Source organism: Sphingopyxis sp. JAI108 (assembly GCF_013410105.1).
Lineage (GTDB): Bacteria > Pseudomonadota > Alphaproteobacteria > Sphingomonadales > Sphingomonadaceae > Sphingopyxis > Sphingopyxis chilensis.
The window spans coordinates 642,663-658,161 of the sequence record NZ_JACCCJ010000002.1 but is presented as its reverse complement, the minus strand read 5'-3'; the positions used below and the strand labels follow the sequence as shown (position 1 = coordinate 658,161).

Below are 15,499 nucleotides of genomic sequence, written 5' to 3'. Positions count from 1 at the left end.
GCCAACATAAACCCGCGCGTGCGACTCCCGTTGGCCCCGCTCTCCCGCTTCGCCATCGGACAGTCATTCCCCGCCGCGCCAACATGGGGACTGCAATCCTATGACGACCACGGGCAACGACACGCTTGCGACCCGCTCGACGCTGAGCGTCGGCGGCAAGGACTATGCTTATTATTCGCTCGACAAGGCCGCGGCCAAGCTGGGCGACGTCTCGCGCCTGCCGTTCAGCATGAAGGTGCTGCTCGAAAACCTGCTGCGGTTCGAGGATGGCGGCTTCACCGTGTCGACCGACGATGTCCAGGCGCTCGTCGACTGGCAGAAGGACCCGCATTCGAACCGCGAGATCCAGTATCGCCCCGCGCGCGTGCTGCTTCAGGATTTCACCGGCGTTCCCTGCGTCGTCGACCTCGCCGCGATGCGCGATGCGATCGCCAAGCTGGGCGGCGACACGTCGAAGATCAACCCGCTCGTCCCCGTCCACCTCGTCATCGACCACAGCGTCATGGTCGACGAATTCGGCCATCCCAAGGCGTTCGAGCAGAATGTCGAGATCGAATATTATCGCAACGGCGAACGCTATGACTTCCTGAAATGGGGATCGAAGTCGCTGTCGAATTTCAAGGCGGTGCCCCCGGGCACCGGCATCTGCCACCAGGTCAACCTCGAACATATCGCGCAGGCGGTGTGGTCGAGCGAGGATGCGTCGGGCCAGGTCGTCGCCTATCCCGACACCTGCGTCGGCACCGACAGCCACACGACGATGATCAACGGGCTCGGCGTGCTCGGCTGGGGCGTCGGCGGGATCGAGGCCGAGGCCGCGATGCTCGGCCAGCCGGTGTCGATGCTCATCCCCGAAGTCGTCGGCTTCAAATTCACCGGCAAGCTGAAGGAAGGCGTCACCGCGACCGACCTCGTGCTCACCGCGACGCAGATGCTGCGCGCCAAGGGCGTCGTCGGGCGCTTCGTCGAATATTTCGGCCCCGGCCTCGCCTCGCTGAGCCTCGCGGATCGTGCGACGCTCGCAAACATGGCGCCCGAATATGGCGCGACCTGCGGCTTCTTTGGCGTCGATGACAAGACGCTCGACTATATGCGCCTGACCGGGCGCAGCGACGAGAATATCGCGCTGGTCGAGGCCTATGCGAAGGCGCAGGGGCTGTGGATCGTCGAGGGCGCCGCGGACCCCGTGTTCACCGACACGCTCGAACTCGACCTTGCCACCGTCGTGCCGTCGCTCGCGGGGCCGAAGCGGCCGCAGGACCGCGTCTCGCTTCCCGACGTCGACGATGTGTTCAACGCCGACATGGCGAATGTCTATAAAAAGACGCAGCAGCGCGTGCCGGTCGAGGGCAAGGATTTCGACATCGGCGACGGCGACGTCACCATCGCCGCGATCACCAGCTGCACCAACACATCGAACCCCGGTGTGCTCGTCGCCGCGGGGCTCGTCGCGAAAAAGGCCGATGCGCTGGGGCTGAAGCCCAAGCCGTGGGTCAAGACCTCGCTCGCGCCGGGTAGCCAGGTCGTGACCGACTATCTGATCAAGGCGGGCCTGCAGCAGCATCTCGACAATATCGGCTTCAACCTCGTCGGCTATGGCTGCACCACCTGCATCGGCAATTCGGGGCCGCTGGCCGAGCCGATTTCCCGGGCGATCAACGAAAATGGCCTCGTCGCCGCGGCGGTGATTTCGGGCAACCGCAACTTCGAAGGGCGCGTGTCGCCCGACGTGCGCGCGAACTTCCTCGCCTCGCCGCCGCTCGTCGTCGCCTATGCCTTGAAGGGCACGGTGATCGAGGATTTCACCACCACGCCGATCGGGCAGGACCAGCAGGGCAAGGACGTCTTCCTCGCCGACATCTGGCCGACCAACCTCGAAGTCGCCGACGCCGTCGCGGGCGCGGTCGACCGCGAGATGTTCGAGGCGCGCTACGCCCATGTCTACAAGGGCGACGAGCATTGGCAGAAGATCGAGGTCGAGGGCTCGGATACCTATCAGTGGCGCGCCGGGTCGACCTATGTGGCGAACCCGCCCTACTTCGAGGGCATGACGATGACCCCCGCGCCGGTGGCCGATATCGTGAACGCCAAGCCGCTCGCGATCCTCGGCGACAGCATCACGACCGACCACATCAGCCCCGCCGGTTCGATCAAGGCGGACTCGCCGGCCGGAAAATGGCTTATGGAACATCAGGTTAACAAGGCCGACTTCAACAGCTACGGCGCCCGCCGCGGCCACCACGACGTCATGATGCGCGGCACCTTCGCCAACATCCGCATCAAAAACGAAATGGTCCCCGGCATCGAAGGCGGCATGTCGCGCTACGGCGCGGAAGTCATGCCGATCTACGACGCCGCGATGCGCCACAAGGCCGACGGCACGCCGCTCGTCGTCATCGCGGGCAAGGAATATGGCACCGGCTCGTCGCGCGACTGGGCGGCGAAGGGCACCAATCTGCTCGGCGTCCGCGCGGTGATCGTCGAAAGCTTCGAGCGTATCCACCGCTCGAACCTCGTCGGCATGGGCGTGCTCCCGCTGCAGTTCGTCGATGGCCAGACGCGCGAGACGCTCGGCCTGACCGGCGACGACCAGTTCACGATCACCGGCGTCGCGGACCTCAAGCCGCGCCAGACGGTGACCGTCAACGTCACCCGCGCCGACGGCTCGACCTTCAGCTTCGACACGCTCTGCCGCATCGATACCGCGAACGAGGTCGAATATTATATGAACGGCGGCATCCTGCACTATGTGCTGCGCAAGCTTGCGGCCTGACGCGGCGCCGGCTGATGCCATGAGCGCCCGCCCCCTCATCGGGGCGGGCGTTTTCATTGGGAGAGGTAGCGCATGAGCGCGGAAATCATCGTCGTGGAAGTCATGGGCTGGACCGCCGCCGCAACCATCCTTGCCGCCTATGTCCTATTGTCGCTCGGCAGGCTCGAAGCACGCGGCTATCTCTATCAATGGATGAACGTGATCGGCGCGGGCGGTTTCATTATCAATTCGGGCTATAATGGCGCAATCCCGTCAGCGGTCCTCAATGTCGTCTGGGCGGCGATGGGGCTGTTCACTCTGCGGAGTGTGTGGCGCGCGCGGCAAAAGGCGCGCGCGCCTGCACCTTAGGGCTCGGCCGTCGCATTCCACGCCGCGACCTTCACCCTGGTGTCGGCCAGCATCTTGTCGAGCGCTGCGCGGTCCAGCACTTCGCCGCGCAGCACCACGGTATCGATCGCACGCGTCGCCGCGATATCCTCCAGCGGATTCTTCGTCAGCAGCACCAGATCGGCTGCCATGCCCGGCTTCACTGCACCATAGCGATCAAGCCATCCGAACCACGCCGGCCCCGCGCGGGTCGCCGAGGCGAGCGCTTGCGCGGGGGTCAACCCCTTCTGCGTGAACAGCTCGATCTCGTCGTGCAAGCCGAAGCCCGGATAATTGAAGCTGTTGAGGAACCCCGCGTCGGTCCCCGCGATGATCGGCACGCCTGCCTCGGCCAGCATCGGGAGGATCGTCGCGACATCCTCGATCTGCTTCTGCCGCGCCGCAATGGCGACCGCGTCGGCCTTTGCCGCACGCTCGATACGCCACGCATAGGTCTTGCGCAGCTTCGGCCCGATATAGGCGAGACCTTCATCCTTCGAATGATCGTCGCGGTCGAGATAGGCGATGATCCGGCTGCCATTGAGCGTCGGCGTCACGGCGACGCCCTTGGCCGCGAAGCGGCGGTACGCGGCCATCGCCGTTTCCCGGTTGAACCCGGCGTCGAGCCGACGGTTCGCCTCGGCGCGGTCGATGCGCTTTGCGGCAAAATCGGCGGCGACCGCCGCCTCGTTCTTCGCGCCGGCGTTATAGGCATAGTCAAGATGCTCGATCGAGCTGATCCCGGCGTCGACCGCCTGCTCGGTGGTCAGCGCCATGGGGATATGGCCCGAGGTTTTCAGCCCGAGCGCCTTCGCCCGCCCCAGCGCATAAAGGAACAATTCGGGCTTCAGCGTGCTATCGGTGATCTTGACGAAATCGACCTGGTCGCGCGTCTTGAGCCGAGCGAGCGCCGCATCGACATCCGCCTCGCTGCCGACTTCGATCGTGCCCTTCCAGACCGGCGCAATCCCTTCGATCTTGGCGCCCGAGGTCAACAGCCGGGGCCCGAACAGCTTTCCGCTGGCAATATCGCCGCGCCATGCAAGCACCTGATCGGGCAGGTCGCCCGACGCGTCGCGAATCGTCGTGATGCCGTTCGCGACATAGAGCGGCAGCAGCGCCCTATTCTCCTCGATCAATTCGGGTCCGCCGCCGAAGTGAACGTGCATGTCCCAAAGGCCGGGGACGAGGTAACGCCCCTCGCCTTCGACCGTCCGCGCCGCGCGCCAGCCTTTTGCGATCGCACCGTCAGCGCCTATCGCGACAATATCGTCGCCTTTCAGCACCACCGCCTGCGCGGCGACCGTCTTCGCCGCTTCGACATCGACGACCGTGACATGGCGGATGATGACATCGCCCTGTTTCGGAGCGGCGCACGCGGGCGAAGAGAAGGCAAACCACACAGTGGCGAGCGAGGCGAGCAGATGTTTCATTGGGAACAACCTTTCCGAACGGCCTTCCCTTAATCCCATCGCGCGCGAGATCAAGCGACCCAGACGCCTTCATCCTTGTGCCAATCCTCGATCGATTTTTCGGGGTCGAGATCAAACATGGCATCGTCTGGCCCGATGTCCGGAACCGCCCAACCAGCCTTATATTTGAGCATCAGGTGGACGCGCGACGACGGCACCGGAAGGTCCGAGTCGATCGCGCTCGCGAAAGGATGGACGAGGTCGGGCCAATTCGGATCGTAAAGCCATAGCGCCGATCCGCATTCGCGACAGAAACGGCGCTCGCCACTCGACAGTTGGCACTTCGGATGCTCGCCATCTTCGATCTGCGCACGATAGAGGCCCAGATGTCTTTCGGCCTCGACCTGCAGGCTTTTCGCGTCAGCACCGATGTTGATCGCATAACCCCCGCCGCCCTGTTGCTTGCGGCAGATCGAACAATAGCAGAGCTGATACGGCACCGGCGTGTGGCTCATGACCGAAAAGCGAACCGCGCCGCACCGGCAAGAGCCTTCGAGTTTGATCGGCATGGAATGTCCTTTCGCGCCATGGCGGGCCGCTAACGCAAACGCGCGATCGAAAGGAAGGTTCTTGGTGGGCGATGACGGGCTCGAACCGCCGACATCCTCGGTGTAAACGAGGCGCTCTACCAACTGAGCTAATCGCCCCCGAAGGGAAGCGCGCCCTGCCACAAGCCGCCATCGCTGGCAAGCGGTGCGTCGAAAGTCAGAGCCAGCCGATGTGCTTGAAGCGCCAGAAGACGAGCCCCGAGCCGCCGAAGATCAGGGCCAGCGCGAACGGATAGCCAAAGGCCCAGTCGAGTTCGGGCATGAACTCGAAATTCATCCCGTAGATGCCGGCGATCGCCGTCGGCACGGCCAGGATCGCGGCCCAGGCTGCGAGTTGGCGCGTGATCACACCCTGACGTTGCTGCTCGAGCATGCCGTTGGTCTCGATCACCGACGCGGCAATGTCGCGCAGCCCGGTGAGGCGATATTCAGCGCGCTGAACATGGTCCCATACATCGCGATAGAAAGGACGCACCGCGGGGTCGATATTGGGCAGGTCATCGTCGGTGGCCAGGCGGCCGGCGACTTCCTTCATCATCCCGACCAGCCGTTGGAAACGGATGATCTCGTGCCGCTGCTTGTAGAGGTGGCGAATTTCCGAGGCATCGAGCGGCGTATCCATCACACTGTCCTCGACCCCCAGCATCCGTTCCTCGATCGCATCGATCACCGGGAAATAGCCGTCAACGATGAAGTCGAGCACCGCATAAAGGACGTAGTCGGGGCCGTGCGCGAGCTTCGCCGGCAGGCTTTCGAGCCGCGCCCGGACGTCGGTGTGCGTCCTCGCAGAGCCGTGACGGACGCTGACGAAGAAATGCGGGCCGAGGAAAAAGGCGGTCTCGCCCGGCTGGATCGTATCGCCGTCAAGATTGGCGGTCCGGGTAATGACGAAAAGCTGGTCGCCATAGGCCTCGACCTTGGGCAGCTGGTTCGCCTTCAGCGCATCCTCCACCGCGAGCGGATGCAGGCCGAACCGCTTGGCGATGCCGGCAAGCTCGCCCGGCGTCGGCTCGTAGAGGCCGAGCCAGAAGAAATCGCCGGGATCGCACTCCTCCGGAACCGCCTCGTCGGGGCCGAGGTCCCGGACGAGCTGGCCGTCATGATAAACGCGTGCGGCCATGATCGGCATTCGGCGAAAACTCCCTTGCTGCGGAGCGTCTACATAGTGTGCGCCGCGCGGAAGGGAAATCGCCTCTTCGGCCGGCTAGATATCGCGGCTGTCATACGCCCATTGGAGCAGCGCCTGCCGCTGCTTCGGACGGCAAAAGGGATCGCCGGGTTCGCAATGCTTGCGAACCTGCGCCGCATGACGACGGAACGCGCGCCATCGCGCGATCTGGCGTCGGTCTTCGTCGGGCACCCGCCGCCCCGAATAATAGCGACAATACCATTGAAACCAGCCGCGCGGATCGTCGGGATGTATCCAGCCCTTCTCTATCCAGACCCGCAAAGGCACGCTCGCCCGGATACCGAAATAATTGAGCGAGCAGTCGGCGCGTCCGGGCGCGAGCTTTGCGCCTTGGAACCAGCTTGCAGGAAATTCGTCCGCGCAGTCGGTCATATATTTACCGCAGAACACGCCCAGCTTCAGCATCTCGGACGGCGTCAACTCGGGCTCGAAATCGGGGTCGAACGCCTGCCCGACCGGCGCCGTGCGCGTGTAACGATACCACTTCTGCATCCGGTCATTCACGACCACTTCGACGTCGTTCTTCATCGCCCGAAACTAGCGCCCCGGTCGCAACCGGGCCATGACTATTCGTCGAGCGCTTCGAAATAACGGGCAAGCGCATCATAAGCCCCCTCCGCGAGCGCGATGAAGATGCGCCGGCCGTCGTGCGGGTCGGCCTCGCGCACAAAGAGTCCCGCGTCGGTCATTGTCTTGATCCATCGCAACGCTGTGGTTGCCGGTACCGCTGCCGCGATGCAAAGGCTCGACACGGAAACCGGTTGGCGCTCAAGCCGCGCGGCGTAGAGGTCGAGCAACATGTCCCACGCCGGATCGGCAAACAGGTCGGCGGGGAAATATTGTTCGCGCATCCGCCGCTGGCGCAGCATCCGTCGCACCGCTTTCGCGCGCTGCCGGTCAAGCGTGCGCTCCTCCGGAACGAAGCTACGCGGCATCGCCGCATAATCACGCGGCGGCGTGCGGACCTGCCCCGAATGGTCGGCCGAATCCGCGTCCCATGATGCCAGGCCGGCCGGTGTGCCCCGAAGCCCGCCCCGCTGCCCCGCGAGATCGCCGAGCAGGCGCGAGATACGCGCGACTTCCTCCTGCAGCCGATCGATCCGCTCCACCGCATCGTCGCGCGCCACATCATTGAGCACCCCGTGCCGCGTCCGCCGCGCGGCCGCAAGCGCGACAAGCTTGTCGGTAGGGTCGGCGTCGACCAGCAATTGGGCCGGGAACGCGGCAGGAATGGCGGCGACAACCTGGTCGAGTCTCGACAGCGAAGTTTCGCAAATCAAATTGCACCCCTGCTCACCCGCCGCCGCGCAGATATCGGCCAGCATTTCGCCTTCGATTGCGTCCGCCCTCGTCAGCCATACGATATCGAGCGTATCGGTTTGTCGGATATGGGCCGCCGCTCGCGACGCTGCGAGCGTTGCGGCCACACGTATGTCCGGGAGGAGAGCCATATCGGGCAAGGCCGATGGGATGCCGACGAACAGAAGCGGAGATGCGACGGCTTTTTGGATCGGATCGTCGTTTGGGTGCCCCGCCCAGCCCTTACCCGGATGATAGTCGTGTTCGGGCAGCGTCACCTTGTCAAAGTCGATTTGCGTCTTCCGGTCCATCATGCTGCAGTCCCCCGTTTCTATCGCCCCACCTTGGCGTAACTATGTCGTCATTCCGGGCGATTATCCCCTTGCGACAAGTAAGGCTTTCTGCTACATAATCAGCATGAGCACGAAAGCCCCCACCCTTCGCCAGTTTCAAGACCGCTTCCCCACGGAAGAAAGCTGCCTAGATCACTTGATGCGTATCCGTTTCGGTGACCGTCACGATTGCGAAAAGTGCGGTAAGGAAGCGAAGTTCTATCGCGTCAAAGCCCGTCGCAGCTATGCTTGTGAATGGTGCGGCGCGCAGGTCTATCCGACCGCTGGCACCCCCTTTGACCGGACGCGCACCAGTCTTCGCGACTGGTTCTTCGTGATGTTCCAGTTCTGCTCGACCCGTAGCGGCGTTGCGGCGAAGGAAGTCGAGCGCCAGATCGGCGTTACATACAAAACGGCTTGGCGCATGTGCCACGAAATCCGCAAATATATGGCGATTGTGGATGGTGACGATCCACTGGGCGGCTTCACGAAGCATGTGGAAGTTGATGAAGCGATCATCGGTGGCAAAACGACCGCCGAGGAAGGCCGTATGTCGAACAAGACCGTTGTCATCGGCCTCGCGGAACGCGGCGGCAAGGTGATGACGAAGGTTGTCCCGAACCAGCGCCGTGCAACCCTGCTCCCCGTCATTAAAGAGAATGTGAAGCTGCACAGCATCGTCCACACCGACGAAGCGGGCGCATATCTGACGGTCGCCGGTGAAGGTTTCTATCACATGACCGTGAACCACGGCGCGGGGCAGTATGTCAGCCCGCAAGGTTCGTCGGTGAACGAGATTGAGGGCTTCTGGTCGCAGCTAAAGCGGTCGATCAACGGCACCCACATTCACATCAGTCAGAAGCATCTTTCGAAGTATCTGGGCGAATTTGAGTTTCGCCACAATCGCCGTCATCGCCCTTCGACGATGCTGGACGAGTTGCTGACTTCTTTTGTGCGCTAGGGGCTTCGCCCTTAGCCATTGCGCCTAGGAGCGCGTCAAAGCGGTCTGGGGGAGCATTAGTCATGTCGTGACTCCTGTTTGTGAATCGCTCATATCATCGCTTAGGCAGATGGGGGCGTGAATGTCTGGACACAACAGGGGTGTATTACTCATAGGCCTCTTTGCGCTGGTATTAATCTCGATTGGATTGGGGGCGTATGCGACGGCCCTACCCTACCCAGAGCAAGAGCGGTATCAATCCTACGGCGAAACCCGCCGCGACAAGGACCGGGCGACGCTTTCTGCCCCCGACGCCCATTCCCCAGAGCGCCGCACCCCATGCGTAGAACCAAAGACCGCAGCTGATAGCGAGCTTTGCGCCCAATGGCGCGCGGCGATTGGCACTGAAAAAGCGGCCGATTGGGCAATGTGGGGTGGCCTTGCCACGGTATTCGGAATTATTGGCCTTATTGTAACTATCGTTCTTTCTCTGCGAGGCCTCGATCGCGCCAGAGAAGCTAACGAAATCGCGCACGCGGCTTCTCTCAACGATTTGCGCCCTTGGGTAGACGTCGAGATCGTTAAGGTTGAAATGTCTAGCGGGACTCAGTCCTTTGATCTTTCCGTTGACATACGCGTAACCAATCTCGGGAAAAGTCCAGCTTTTAAGGTCGAAACGAGAGCGCGAATTTTGACTGGCCACTCCACGGAAACTAGGAAATTTGGGCCGTTCTCGCCGGGCGATGAATACACCCGCATTACTCAAAATCTGTTGCCCGGCGGACAGGGCGAAGACGTTCTTCATCCGACAGTCGCAGTTGATGACATTGTCATGCTGACTATTATTATCGGCGACTCCCCAATCGGCCCTCCTAGGTTTTACCCCACCCTCCAAATTGTAACGACATACCAGTGGGGAGACCCCGCAAAACAAGCAAAGACTGTCAAGAATTTTGCCGTAAGCGCCAAAAATCCTGGAGATGTAGATGGGGTCAGTCGGGATCGCGTCAGTTGGCCCATTGTCCTTGGACAAATGCCCGTCACTCAGTTGTGGGCGTTCGAGAGCAGCACTGCCGAAATCACATAAACGGTCGGACTCTACCGCGCCCGCTGCGGGCGGGAATAAAGCCACGGCAGCCGCAAGCACCCAATTCACGATACTTGTCCGAAGGGGATAATCGCCTCATTCCGGCGCCATTCACCTTTTGTTCGTTCCTGTTTGCCGCCATTCCGGACCCAAGCAGGTGACTGGCATGAGTCGGCGGTATGCTGGCGGGAGCGGATGGATCCATTTTGGACATGATTTGTTCTCCTCGTCAATATTTTATTCGGACTTGCCAACCTTGCCGCGCCGGGGGCAGTCGGGGACCATGATCCGCAGCTCGTCTCCCCTCACCCGTTTGCGTTGGCGGCGGCGCTTGCGATCGACCGCCGCATTGCTGTTGCTCGCAGTCTTCGCGCTGGCGGCGTGGACGTGGTTCCCGGCGCCCGTCGCGACCGTGCCGCTCGTCCATGTCATCGATGGCGACAGCCTGACCGTTCGGCACGACGGTACCACACTGACCATCCGCCTGACCGGTATCGACGCGGCCGAGTATCGGCAGGACTGCGGGCGGGGCGATGCGAGCCGCTGGCCCTGCGGCCGCGAGGCGCGCACGATGCTCGAAAAGCTCGCGGGCCGCGGCCCACTCCAATGCGAAGTCGCAGCGAAGGATCGTTACGGTCGCACCCTCGCCGCCTGCCGCACCCGCCCCCTCCCCGACGGTATCGACCTTGGCGCCGAGATGGTGCGGCTCGGCGGCGCGATCGCGACCAGCGACGCCTATATGGTCGAGGAGGCCGAAGCGCAGGCGCAGCGGAGCGGGATCTGGCAAGGCGACTTCGTGCGGCCCGCCGATTGGCGCGCAACGCATGAACGGCCGACCGACGCGCCGGCCCCGCCCGACGCTTAGGGTCGGGTCCCGCCAGCCGCGACGCACCCGCTATGCCTCGCCGCAGTTTCCGGCTAGGGCGGACCTTATGAACAGCCTTTTTCCTGTGATGATAGGCGGCGCGATTGGCGCCGGCGCGCGCCATCTGGCCGGGCAGGCGATGCTTGCGCGGCTCGGCCCCGGTTTTCCCTGGTGGACACTATCGATCAATATCGCCGGTAGCCTCCTGATGGGTTTGTTGATCAGCATTCTGGCTCGCAGCGGCGGCGGCGAGACGACCCGACTCTTCGTCGGAGTTGGCGTGCTGGGCGGCTTCACCACCTTTTCGACATTCAGCCTTGAGTTCTGGACGCTTTTCGAACGCGGACAGATCGGGCAAGCCAGCTTCTATGTCCTCGCCTCGGTGGTCGGCGCGATCCTCGCTTGCGGCCTCGGCATTTTTGTCATGCGCCAGGTGCCGGCATGAGCGAGCCAGGGATCAGGCCCGACGGCGCGACGATCGCGGACGAGGATGACGGCATCCGTCTCGACCGCTGGTTCAAACGCTACCGGCCGGGAACGCCGCACGCGCTGCTCGCGCGCTGGGCGCGGTCGGGACAGCTGACCCTGGACGGGAAAAAGGCCGATGTGTCCGACCGGATCGCGGCGGGCCAAAAGCTCGTTATGCCGACCCCTCCAGTAGAGGCCGAGGCGCGTCCGGCGCGCAAGGGTCGCCCGCTGACCGACGCCGACGTCGCGCTCGCCGAATCGATGCTCATCCACCGCGACGCCAGCGCGATCGTGCTCAACAAGCTGCCCGGTCTCGCGACGCAGGGCGGGACGAAGACCGAACAACATGTCGACGGCCTGCTCGACGCGCTGAAATTCGACGGGCCGACGCGGCCCAAGCTCGTCCACCGGCTCGACAAGGACACGTCAGGGGCGCTGCTGGTGGCGCGCACGCCGCGCGCCGCGGCCTATTTCGCCAAGAGCTTTTCGAACCGCAGCGCAAAAAAGACCTATTGGGCAATCATCGTCGGCGTTCCCGATATCCAGCAGGGCGAGATTGCCCTGCCGCTCGCCAAGCAGCCGGGATCGGGCGGCGAGAAGATGCATGTGCATGACAGCGGCCTTGCTTCGAAGACGCGCTACCGCGTGATCGAGCGGGCGGGGAACAGTGCCGCGTGGGTCGAACTGCAACCGCTCACCGGGCGCACCCACCAGCTACGCGTCCATATGGCAGCGATCGGCCACCCCATCGTCGGCGATGGCAAATATGGCGGCAAGGGCGCTTTCCTGACCGGGACGATCAGCCGCAAGATGCACCTGCACAGCCGCCGCCTGCGCATAGACCATCCCGACGGCGGCGCGATCGACATCAGCGCCGAGGTGCCCGAGCATTTCGCCGCGAGCCTCGACGCGCTCGGCTTCGACCTGTTGCTTGGCGAGGTCGGGATCGACCCGGCCGAAAAGGGCCCGCCCCCCAAATCGGCGCTGAAAGCGCAGGCGAAGGCGCACAGCAAGCAGATCCGCAAGGCGCGGCGCGGCGAGCGGCGAGGCCGCACCGCGGAGAGCAAGCCGACCGACTTTGTCGGCAAGCCGAAGCCCAAGGCGAAGGCGAAACCGGGCAAGTCCGGCAAACCGGCGCCCGGGAAGCCCGCGGGCAAAAAACCGAGTGCCAAGAAACATCCCGCGCGCGCGCCCAAAGCGAGCTGATGCACCCGAACTCCGCCTTCCGCCCGCGGCAAGACGATCTTGCCGAATTGCTGGTGCGCGAGATTGGTTTTGCCGCGATCTTTGCAAATACCCCCGATGGCCCGCGCGTCGCGCATGCGCCGGTGGTGCTGGGCGACGACCGGACGACGCTGCAATTCCACCTTGCGCGCGGCAACGCGCTCACGCGCCACCTGGGCGGCGCAAATGCGCTCGCGGTCGTTCAGGGGCCCGACGCCTATGTCAGCGCGAGCTGGTACGCCGACGCCGACCAGGTGCCGACGTGGAATTATGTCGCGATCGAGATGGAAGGTGTGACGCGCAAGCTCGACGACTCCGAACTGGTCGCGCAGCTCGACACGCTGTCAGCGGCGCATGAAGCGCGCATTGGTACGAATCCGCCATGGACGCGCGAAAAGATGAACCCGGCACAGTTCAGCAAGATGACCGGCGCCATTGTCGGTTTCGAAATGCGGATCGCGGCGTGGCGCCCCACCATCAAGCTGTCGCAGAACAAATCCGCCGACGAGCGCGACCGCGTGATTGCGGGCGTCGAGGTGACCGGCCACGGCGCGATCGCCCAGTTGATGCGCCACCTCGGCGGCGATAGGAAGGACGCATGACTCAAGCCGATGACGCCCTCGCCCGGAAACGCTTTTTCGCCATCACGTTGATGCGGCTGATGGGCGCCGCCTTTGTTATGATCGGCTTTATCCTGATCGGCGGCGGCTTCACCTTCGCGGGCCAGCCGGCGGACCGCTGGATCGGCGTCGCCATCGTGCTCGTCGGCGCGTTCGATTTTGCCGTCATGCCGTTGCTTCTCGCGCGCCGGTGGCGCTCGCCCAAAGAACTGTGAAGCGCTTCTGGAAAGAGGTGGCCGTCGCTCCCGAGGGCGACGGTTGGGGCATCGCGCTCGACGGCCGGCCGGTACGCACGCCGCAGCGCGCGCCGCTGGCGGTCGCGAGCATCGCGCTCGCCGAAGCCATCGCGGCCGAATGGCGCGATGTCGGCGAGACGATCGACCCGGCGGCGATGCCGATCAACGGACTCACCAACGCCGCGATCGACCTTGCCGCGCCTGACATCGCCGCCTTTGCCGCGCCGATCGCGGCGTATGCGACGAGCGACCTCTTATGCTATCGCGACGCGCGCGATGCCGCGTTGCAGACCGAGCAGGCGGCGGCATGGAACCCGCTGCTCGCCTGGGCCGAGACGCGGCACGGGATCGAATTCGCGCTGACGCAGGGCGTGCTGCCGGTCGATCAGCCCGAGGCGACGGTCGCCGCGCTGCACGACGCGGTGTTTGCGCACGACCATTGGCGGATCACCGCGCTGACGCCCTTGGTGACGATCGGCGGATCGCTCGTCGCGGGCCTCGCGCTTGTCGAGGAGGCGTTCGATGCCGAGATGCTTTGGGAAGCCGTCAGCCTCGACGAGATGTATCAGGAACGCCGTTGGGGCGCCGACAGCGAAGCGCAGAAAGCACGCGCCGCGAACAAGCGCGACTGGGACAATGCAGTGCGGTTCTTGGGGCTGCTCTAGTCGGCGAAATTGGGTTTGCGCTTCTGCATCCCGGCCATCACCGCCTCCATCTGGTTCGGGGTGCGGATGACTTTGACCTGTTCGTCGCTTTCGGCCTGCAATATTTCGGCGTCGCTCGCATGGCCGAGCATATTGCACAGCCGCTTGGCGCCGCGGATCGCATGCGGATTCTTGTCGGCGATCGCCTCCGCAAGTTCCATCGCCTTCGCGAGCGGATCATCCGAGACGTGCGTCGCGAACCCGAGCAGCTTCGCCTCCGACCCGTTGAATTCGCGGTTAGTGTAGATCAACTCGCGCAGCACATCGTCGGCGACCTGCGTGCGCCACAGCGCCATGCCCGCGACGTCGGGGACGAGGCCCCAGCGCATTTCCATGATCGCGATGCGCGTGTCGGGGTGGACGATGCGGATGTCGGCGGCGGCCATGATCTGGCTGCCCGCACCGAAGGCGACCCCGTGCACCGCCGCGATCACCGGCACCGGCAGCTCGCGCCAGCCCCACGCCGCATATTGGGCATTGTTGGCGATGCCCCGCGTGCGGTCGGACAGGCTGCCGCCCGCGCTACTCGCGCCGGGGTCGCGATCGTTGCTGAGGCTCGATAGATCGAGTCCGGCGCAGAAGGCCCGGCCTTCGCCCGACAGGACGACGACGCGCAGGCCCGAGGTGGCCTTCAACTGATCGACCGCCTCGGCGAGCGCTTCCCACATCGCGGTGTCGAGCGCATTCATCTTGTCGGCGCGGATCAGCCGGACGTCGGCGATGCCGCCTTCCAGCATCGTGATCGAAATACGGTCGTTCATGGGAGAGTCCTCTTGAGAGCGGCTTCGACGAGCGGGAGTTGGTCGTTGCCGAAATACATCTCGTCCTGATCGACGAAGATCGTCGGCGAACCATAGCCGCCGCGTGCGATAACTTCATCGGTATTCGCGCGCAGCCGCGCCTTGACCGCGTCGCTGCCCGCCGCGGCGTCGAGCGCCGCACCGTCGAGCCCCTCGGCATCGGCGACCGCCGCCAGCACCGCGGGGTCGTCGAGATTTTCCTGCCGGTCGAAATAACTCGCGAAGGCGCCGCGCGCGAACCGCACCAGCGCCGCCTGATCCGTTTCGAGCGCGCAGCAGAAGCGCATCGCGGCGATGCTCTTCGCCGGATGCCACTGCGATGGGAAATTCATCGGCACGCCCGCGAGCCGCGCCCAGTCCTTCAGTATCTTCCAGCTATGCTGAAGTCGGCGATTGTCGGCCTGTTCGCGAGCCGCATAGACGGCGGGGTTGACGGCATTGAACACGCCGCCGACGAGGATCGGCCGGTACACCGCCGTCGCGCCCGTCCGTTCGAGCACGCTTGGCAGATTATGGAAGGCGAGACAGGTCCAGGGTGAGGAAAGGTCGAAGAAAAATTCGACGCGCGCAATCATC

At 64.0% G+C, this 15,499-nt stretch carries 17 protein-coding genes and 1 tRNA gene; 10 read left to right on the top strand and 8 right to left on the bottom strand.

Annotated elements, in window-relative coordinates; genetic code table 11:
• The first annotated feature begins 100 nt into the window (after positions 1–100).
• Together acnA and HDC29_RS14085 are read left to right on the top strand one after the other, a co-directional pair.
• Complete coding sequence (acnA, locus tag HDC29_RS14090; protein WP_179498538.1) at positions 101–2,773, top strand: aconitate hydratase AcnA; 2,673 nt, start codon at positions 101–103, stop codon at positions 2,771–2,773.
• Between the two features lie 72 nt (positions 2,774–2,845).
• Entirely contained in the window at positions 2,846–3,121 is a 276-nt protein-coding gene (locus HDC29_RS14085) for a hypothetical protein (protein WP_179498536.1), read from the top strand.
• Here the strand turns inward: HDC29_RS14085 and HDC29_RS14080 are convergent.
• The 6 genes from HDC29_RS14080 to HDC29_RS14055 form a co-directional block, all read right to left on the bottom strand.
• Positions 3,118–4,572 (bottom strand): amidohydrolase family protein, encoded by a 1,455-nt coding sequence (locus HDC29_RS14080; protein WP_179498534.1) that lies wholly within the window; start codon positions 4,570–4,572, stop codon positions 3,118–3,120. The two genes, HDC29_RS14085 and HDC29_RS14080, sit on opposite strands and share 4 nt — an antisense overlap.
• Positions 4,573–4,622: 50 nt before the next feature.
• Positions 4,623–5,120, bottom strand: coding sequence for a GFA family protein (locus HDC29_RS14075; protein WP_179498524.1), 498 nt, complete (start codon positions 5,118–5,120; stop codon positions 4,623–4,625).
• A 62-nt stretch (positions 5,121–5,182) separates the two neighbouring features.
• Positions 5,183–5,258, bottom strand: a tRNA-Val gene (locus tag HDC29_RS14070).
• 58 nt (positions 5,259–5,316) lie between these two features.
• The gene (locus HDC29_RS14065; protein WP_179498522.1) at positions 5,317–6,288 is read right to left on the bottom strand and encodes a magnesium and cobalt transport protein CorA; all 972 of its coding nucleotides are present in this window, start codon (positions 6,286–6,288) and stop codon (positions 5,317–5,319) included.
• A gap of 75 nt (positions 6,289–6,363) precedes the next feature.
• Positions 6,364–6,876 carry a hypothetical protein gene (locus tag HDC29_RS14060; RefSeq protein WP_218844540.1) on the bottom strand — a complete coding sequence of 171 codons (513 nt, stop codon included), beginning with the start codon at positions 6,874–6,876 and terminating at the stop codon, positions 6,364–6,366.
• 38 nt (positions 6,877–6,914) lie between these two features.
• The gene (locus HDC29_RS14055) at positions 6,915–7,961 is read right to left on the bottom strand and encodes a winged helix DNA-binding protein (protein WP_179498520.1); all 1,047 of its coding nucleotides are present in this window, start codon (positions 7,959–7,961) and stop codon (positions 6,915–6,917) included.
• A 103-nt stretch (positions 7,962–8,064) separates the two neighbouring features.
• Here HDC29_RS14055 and HDC29_RS14050 point away from each other — a divergent pair, with 103 nt between their 5' ends.
• From HDC29_RS14050 to HDC29_RS14015, 8 genes are all read left to right on the top strand, one after another.
• Positions 8,065–8,940 carry an IS1595 family transposase gene (locus HDC29_RS14050; RefSeq protein WP_179498518.1) on the top strand — a complete coding sequence of 292 codons (876 nt, stop codon included), beginning with the start codon at positions 8,065–8,067 and terminating at the stop codon, positions 8,938–8,940.
• A gap of 121 nt (positions 8,941–9,061) precedes the next feature.
• The gene (locus HDC29_RS14045) at positions 9,062–10,006 is read left to right on the top strand and encodes a hypothetical protein (RefSeq protein ID WP_179498516.1); all 945 of its coding nucleotides are present in this window, start codon (positions 9,062–9,064) and stop codon (positions 10,004–10,006) included.
• 331 nt (positions 10,007–10,337) lie between these two features.
• Positions 10,338–10,871: a thermonuclease family protein gene (locus HDC29_RS14040; RefSeq protein WP_179498514.1), complete on the top strand. Its 534-nt coding sequence runs from the start codon at positions 10,338–10,340 to the stop codon at positions 10,869–10,871.
• Positions 10,872–10,938: 67 nt separating this feature from the next.
• Positions 10,939–11,316 (top strand): fluoride efflux transporter CrcB, encoded by a 378-nt coding sequence (crcB, locus tag HDC29_RS14035; protein ID WP_179498512.1) that lies wholly within the window; start codon positions 10,939–10,941, stop codon positions 11,314–11,316.
• Positions 11,313–12,545 (top strand): RluA family pseudouridine synthase, encoded by a 1,233-nt coding sequence (locus HDC29_RS14030; RefSeq protein ID WP_179498510.1) that lies wholly within the window; start codon positions 11,313–11,315, stop codon positions 12,543–12,545. The genes crcB and HDC29_RS14030 overlap by 4 nt, the downstream gene beginning before the upstream one ends.
• Positions 12,545–13,165, top strand: a complete 621-nt coding sequence (locus HDC29_RS14025; protein ID WP_179498508.1) for an FMN-binding negative transcriptional regulator — start codon at positions 12,545–12,547, stop codon at positions 13,163–13,165. Before HDC29_RS14030 ends, HDC29_RS14025 begins: the two co-directional genes overlap by 1 nt.
• Positions 13,162–13,398 (top strand): hypothetical protein, encoded by a 237-nt coding sequence (locus tag HDC29_RS14020; RefSeq protein WP_179498506.1) that lies wholly within the window; start codon positions 13,162–13,164, stop codon positions 13,396–13,398. Before HDC29_RS14025 ends, HDC29_RS14020 begins: the two co-directional genes overlap by 4 nt.
• A complete protein-coding gene (locus tag HDC29_RS14015) occupies positions 13,395–14,084 on the top strand; it encodes an ATP12 family chaperone protein (RefSeq protein WP_179498504.1) in 690 nt (229 codons plus the stop codon). The genes HDC29_RS14020 and HDC29_RS14015 overlap by 4 nt, the downstream gene beginning before the upstream one ends.
• Here HDC29_RS14015 and HDC29_RS14010 read toward each other — a convergent pair.
• Positions 14,081–14,884, bottom strand: a complete 804-nt coding sequence (locus HDC29_RS14010; protein WP_179498502.1) for a crotonase/enoyl-CoA hydratase family protein — start codon at positions 14,882–14,884, stop codon at positions 14,081–14,083. The genes HDC29_RS14015 and HDC29_RS14010 overlap by 4 nt on opposite strands.
• On the bottom strand, positions 14,881–15,498 hold the full coding sequence (locus HDC29_RS14005) for a 2-hydroxychromene-2-carboxylate isomerase (protein ID WP_179498500.1): 618 nt from the start codon (positions 15,496–15,498) through the stop codon (positions 14,881–14,883). Before HDC29_RS14005 ends, HDC29_RS14010 begins: the two co-directional genes overlap by 4 nt.
• Between the last annotated feature and the right edge of the window lies 1 nt (position 15,499).

Coding starts and splice junctions, on each gene's coding strand:
- HDC29_RS14005 (WP_179498500.1), bottom strand. CDS start 15,498: ATGATTGCGCGCGTCGAATTTTTCTTCGACCTTTCCTCACCCTGGACC.
- HDC29_RS14025 (WP_179498508.1), top strand. CDS start 12,545: ATGCACCCGAACTCCGCCTTCCGCCCGCGGCAAGACGATCTTGCCGAA.
- HDC29_RS14085 (WP_179498536.1), top strand. CDS start 2,846: ATGAGCGCGGAAATCATCGTCGTGGAAGTCATGGGCTGGACCGCCGCC.
- HDC29_RS14010 (WP_179498502.1), bottom strand. CDS start 14,884: ATGAACGACCGTATTTCGATCACGATGCTGGAAGGCGGCATCGCCGAC.
- HDC29_RS14080 (WP_179498534.1), bottom strand. CDS start 4,572: ATGAAACATCTGCTCGCCTCGCTCGCCACTGTGTGGTTTGCCTTCTCT.
- HDC29_RS14065 (WP_179498522.1), bottom strand. CDS start 6,288: ATGCCGATCATGGCCGCACGCGTTTATCATGACGGCCAGCTCGTCCGG.
- HDC29_RS14050 (WP_179498518.1), top strand. CDS start 8,065: ATGAGCACGAAAGCCCCCACCCTTCGCCAGTTTCAAGACCGCTTCCCC.
- HDC29_RS14030 (WP_179498510.1), top strand. CDS start 11,313: ATGAGCGAGCCAGGGATCAGGCCCGACGGCGCGACGATCGCGGACGAG.
- acnA (WP_179498538.1), top strand. CDS start 101: ATGACGACCACGGGCAACGACACGCTTGCGACCCGCTCGACGCTGAGC.
- HDC29_RS14075 (WP_179498524.1), bottom strand. CDS start 5,120: ATGCCGATCAAACTCGAAGGCTCTTGCCGGTGCGGCGCGGTTCGCTTT.
- HDC29_RS14020 (WP_179498506.1), top strand. CDS start 13,162: ATGACTCAAGCCGATGACGCCCTCGCCCGGAAACGCTTTTTCGCCATC.
- HDC29_RS14060 (WP_218844540.1), bottom strand. CDS start 6,876: ATGAAGAACGACGTCGAAGTGGTCGTGAATGACCGGATGCAGAAGTGG.
- crcB (WP_179498512.1), top strand. CDS start 10,939: ATGAACAGCCTTTTTCCTGTGATGATAGGCGGCGCGATTGGCGCCGGC.
- HDC29_RS14045 (WP_179498516.1), top strand. CDS start 9,062: ATGTCTGGACACAACAGGGGTGTATTACTCATAGGCCTCTTTGCGCTG.
- HDC29_RS14055 (WP_179498520.1), bottom strand. CDS start 7,961: ATGATGGACCGGAAGACGCAAATCGACTTTGACAAGGTGACGCTGCCC.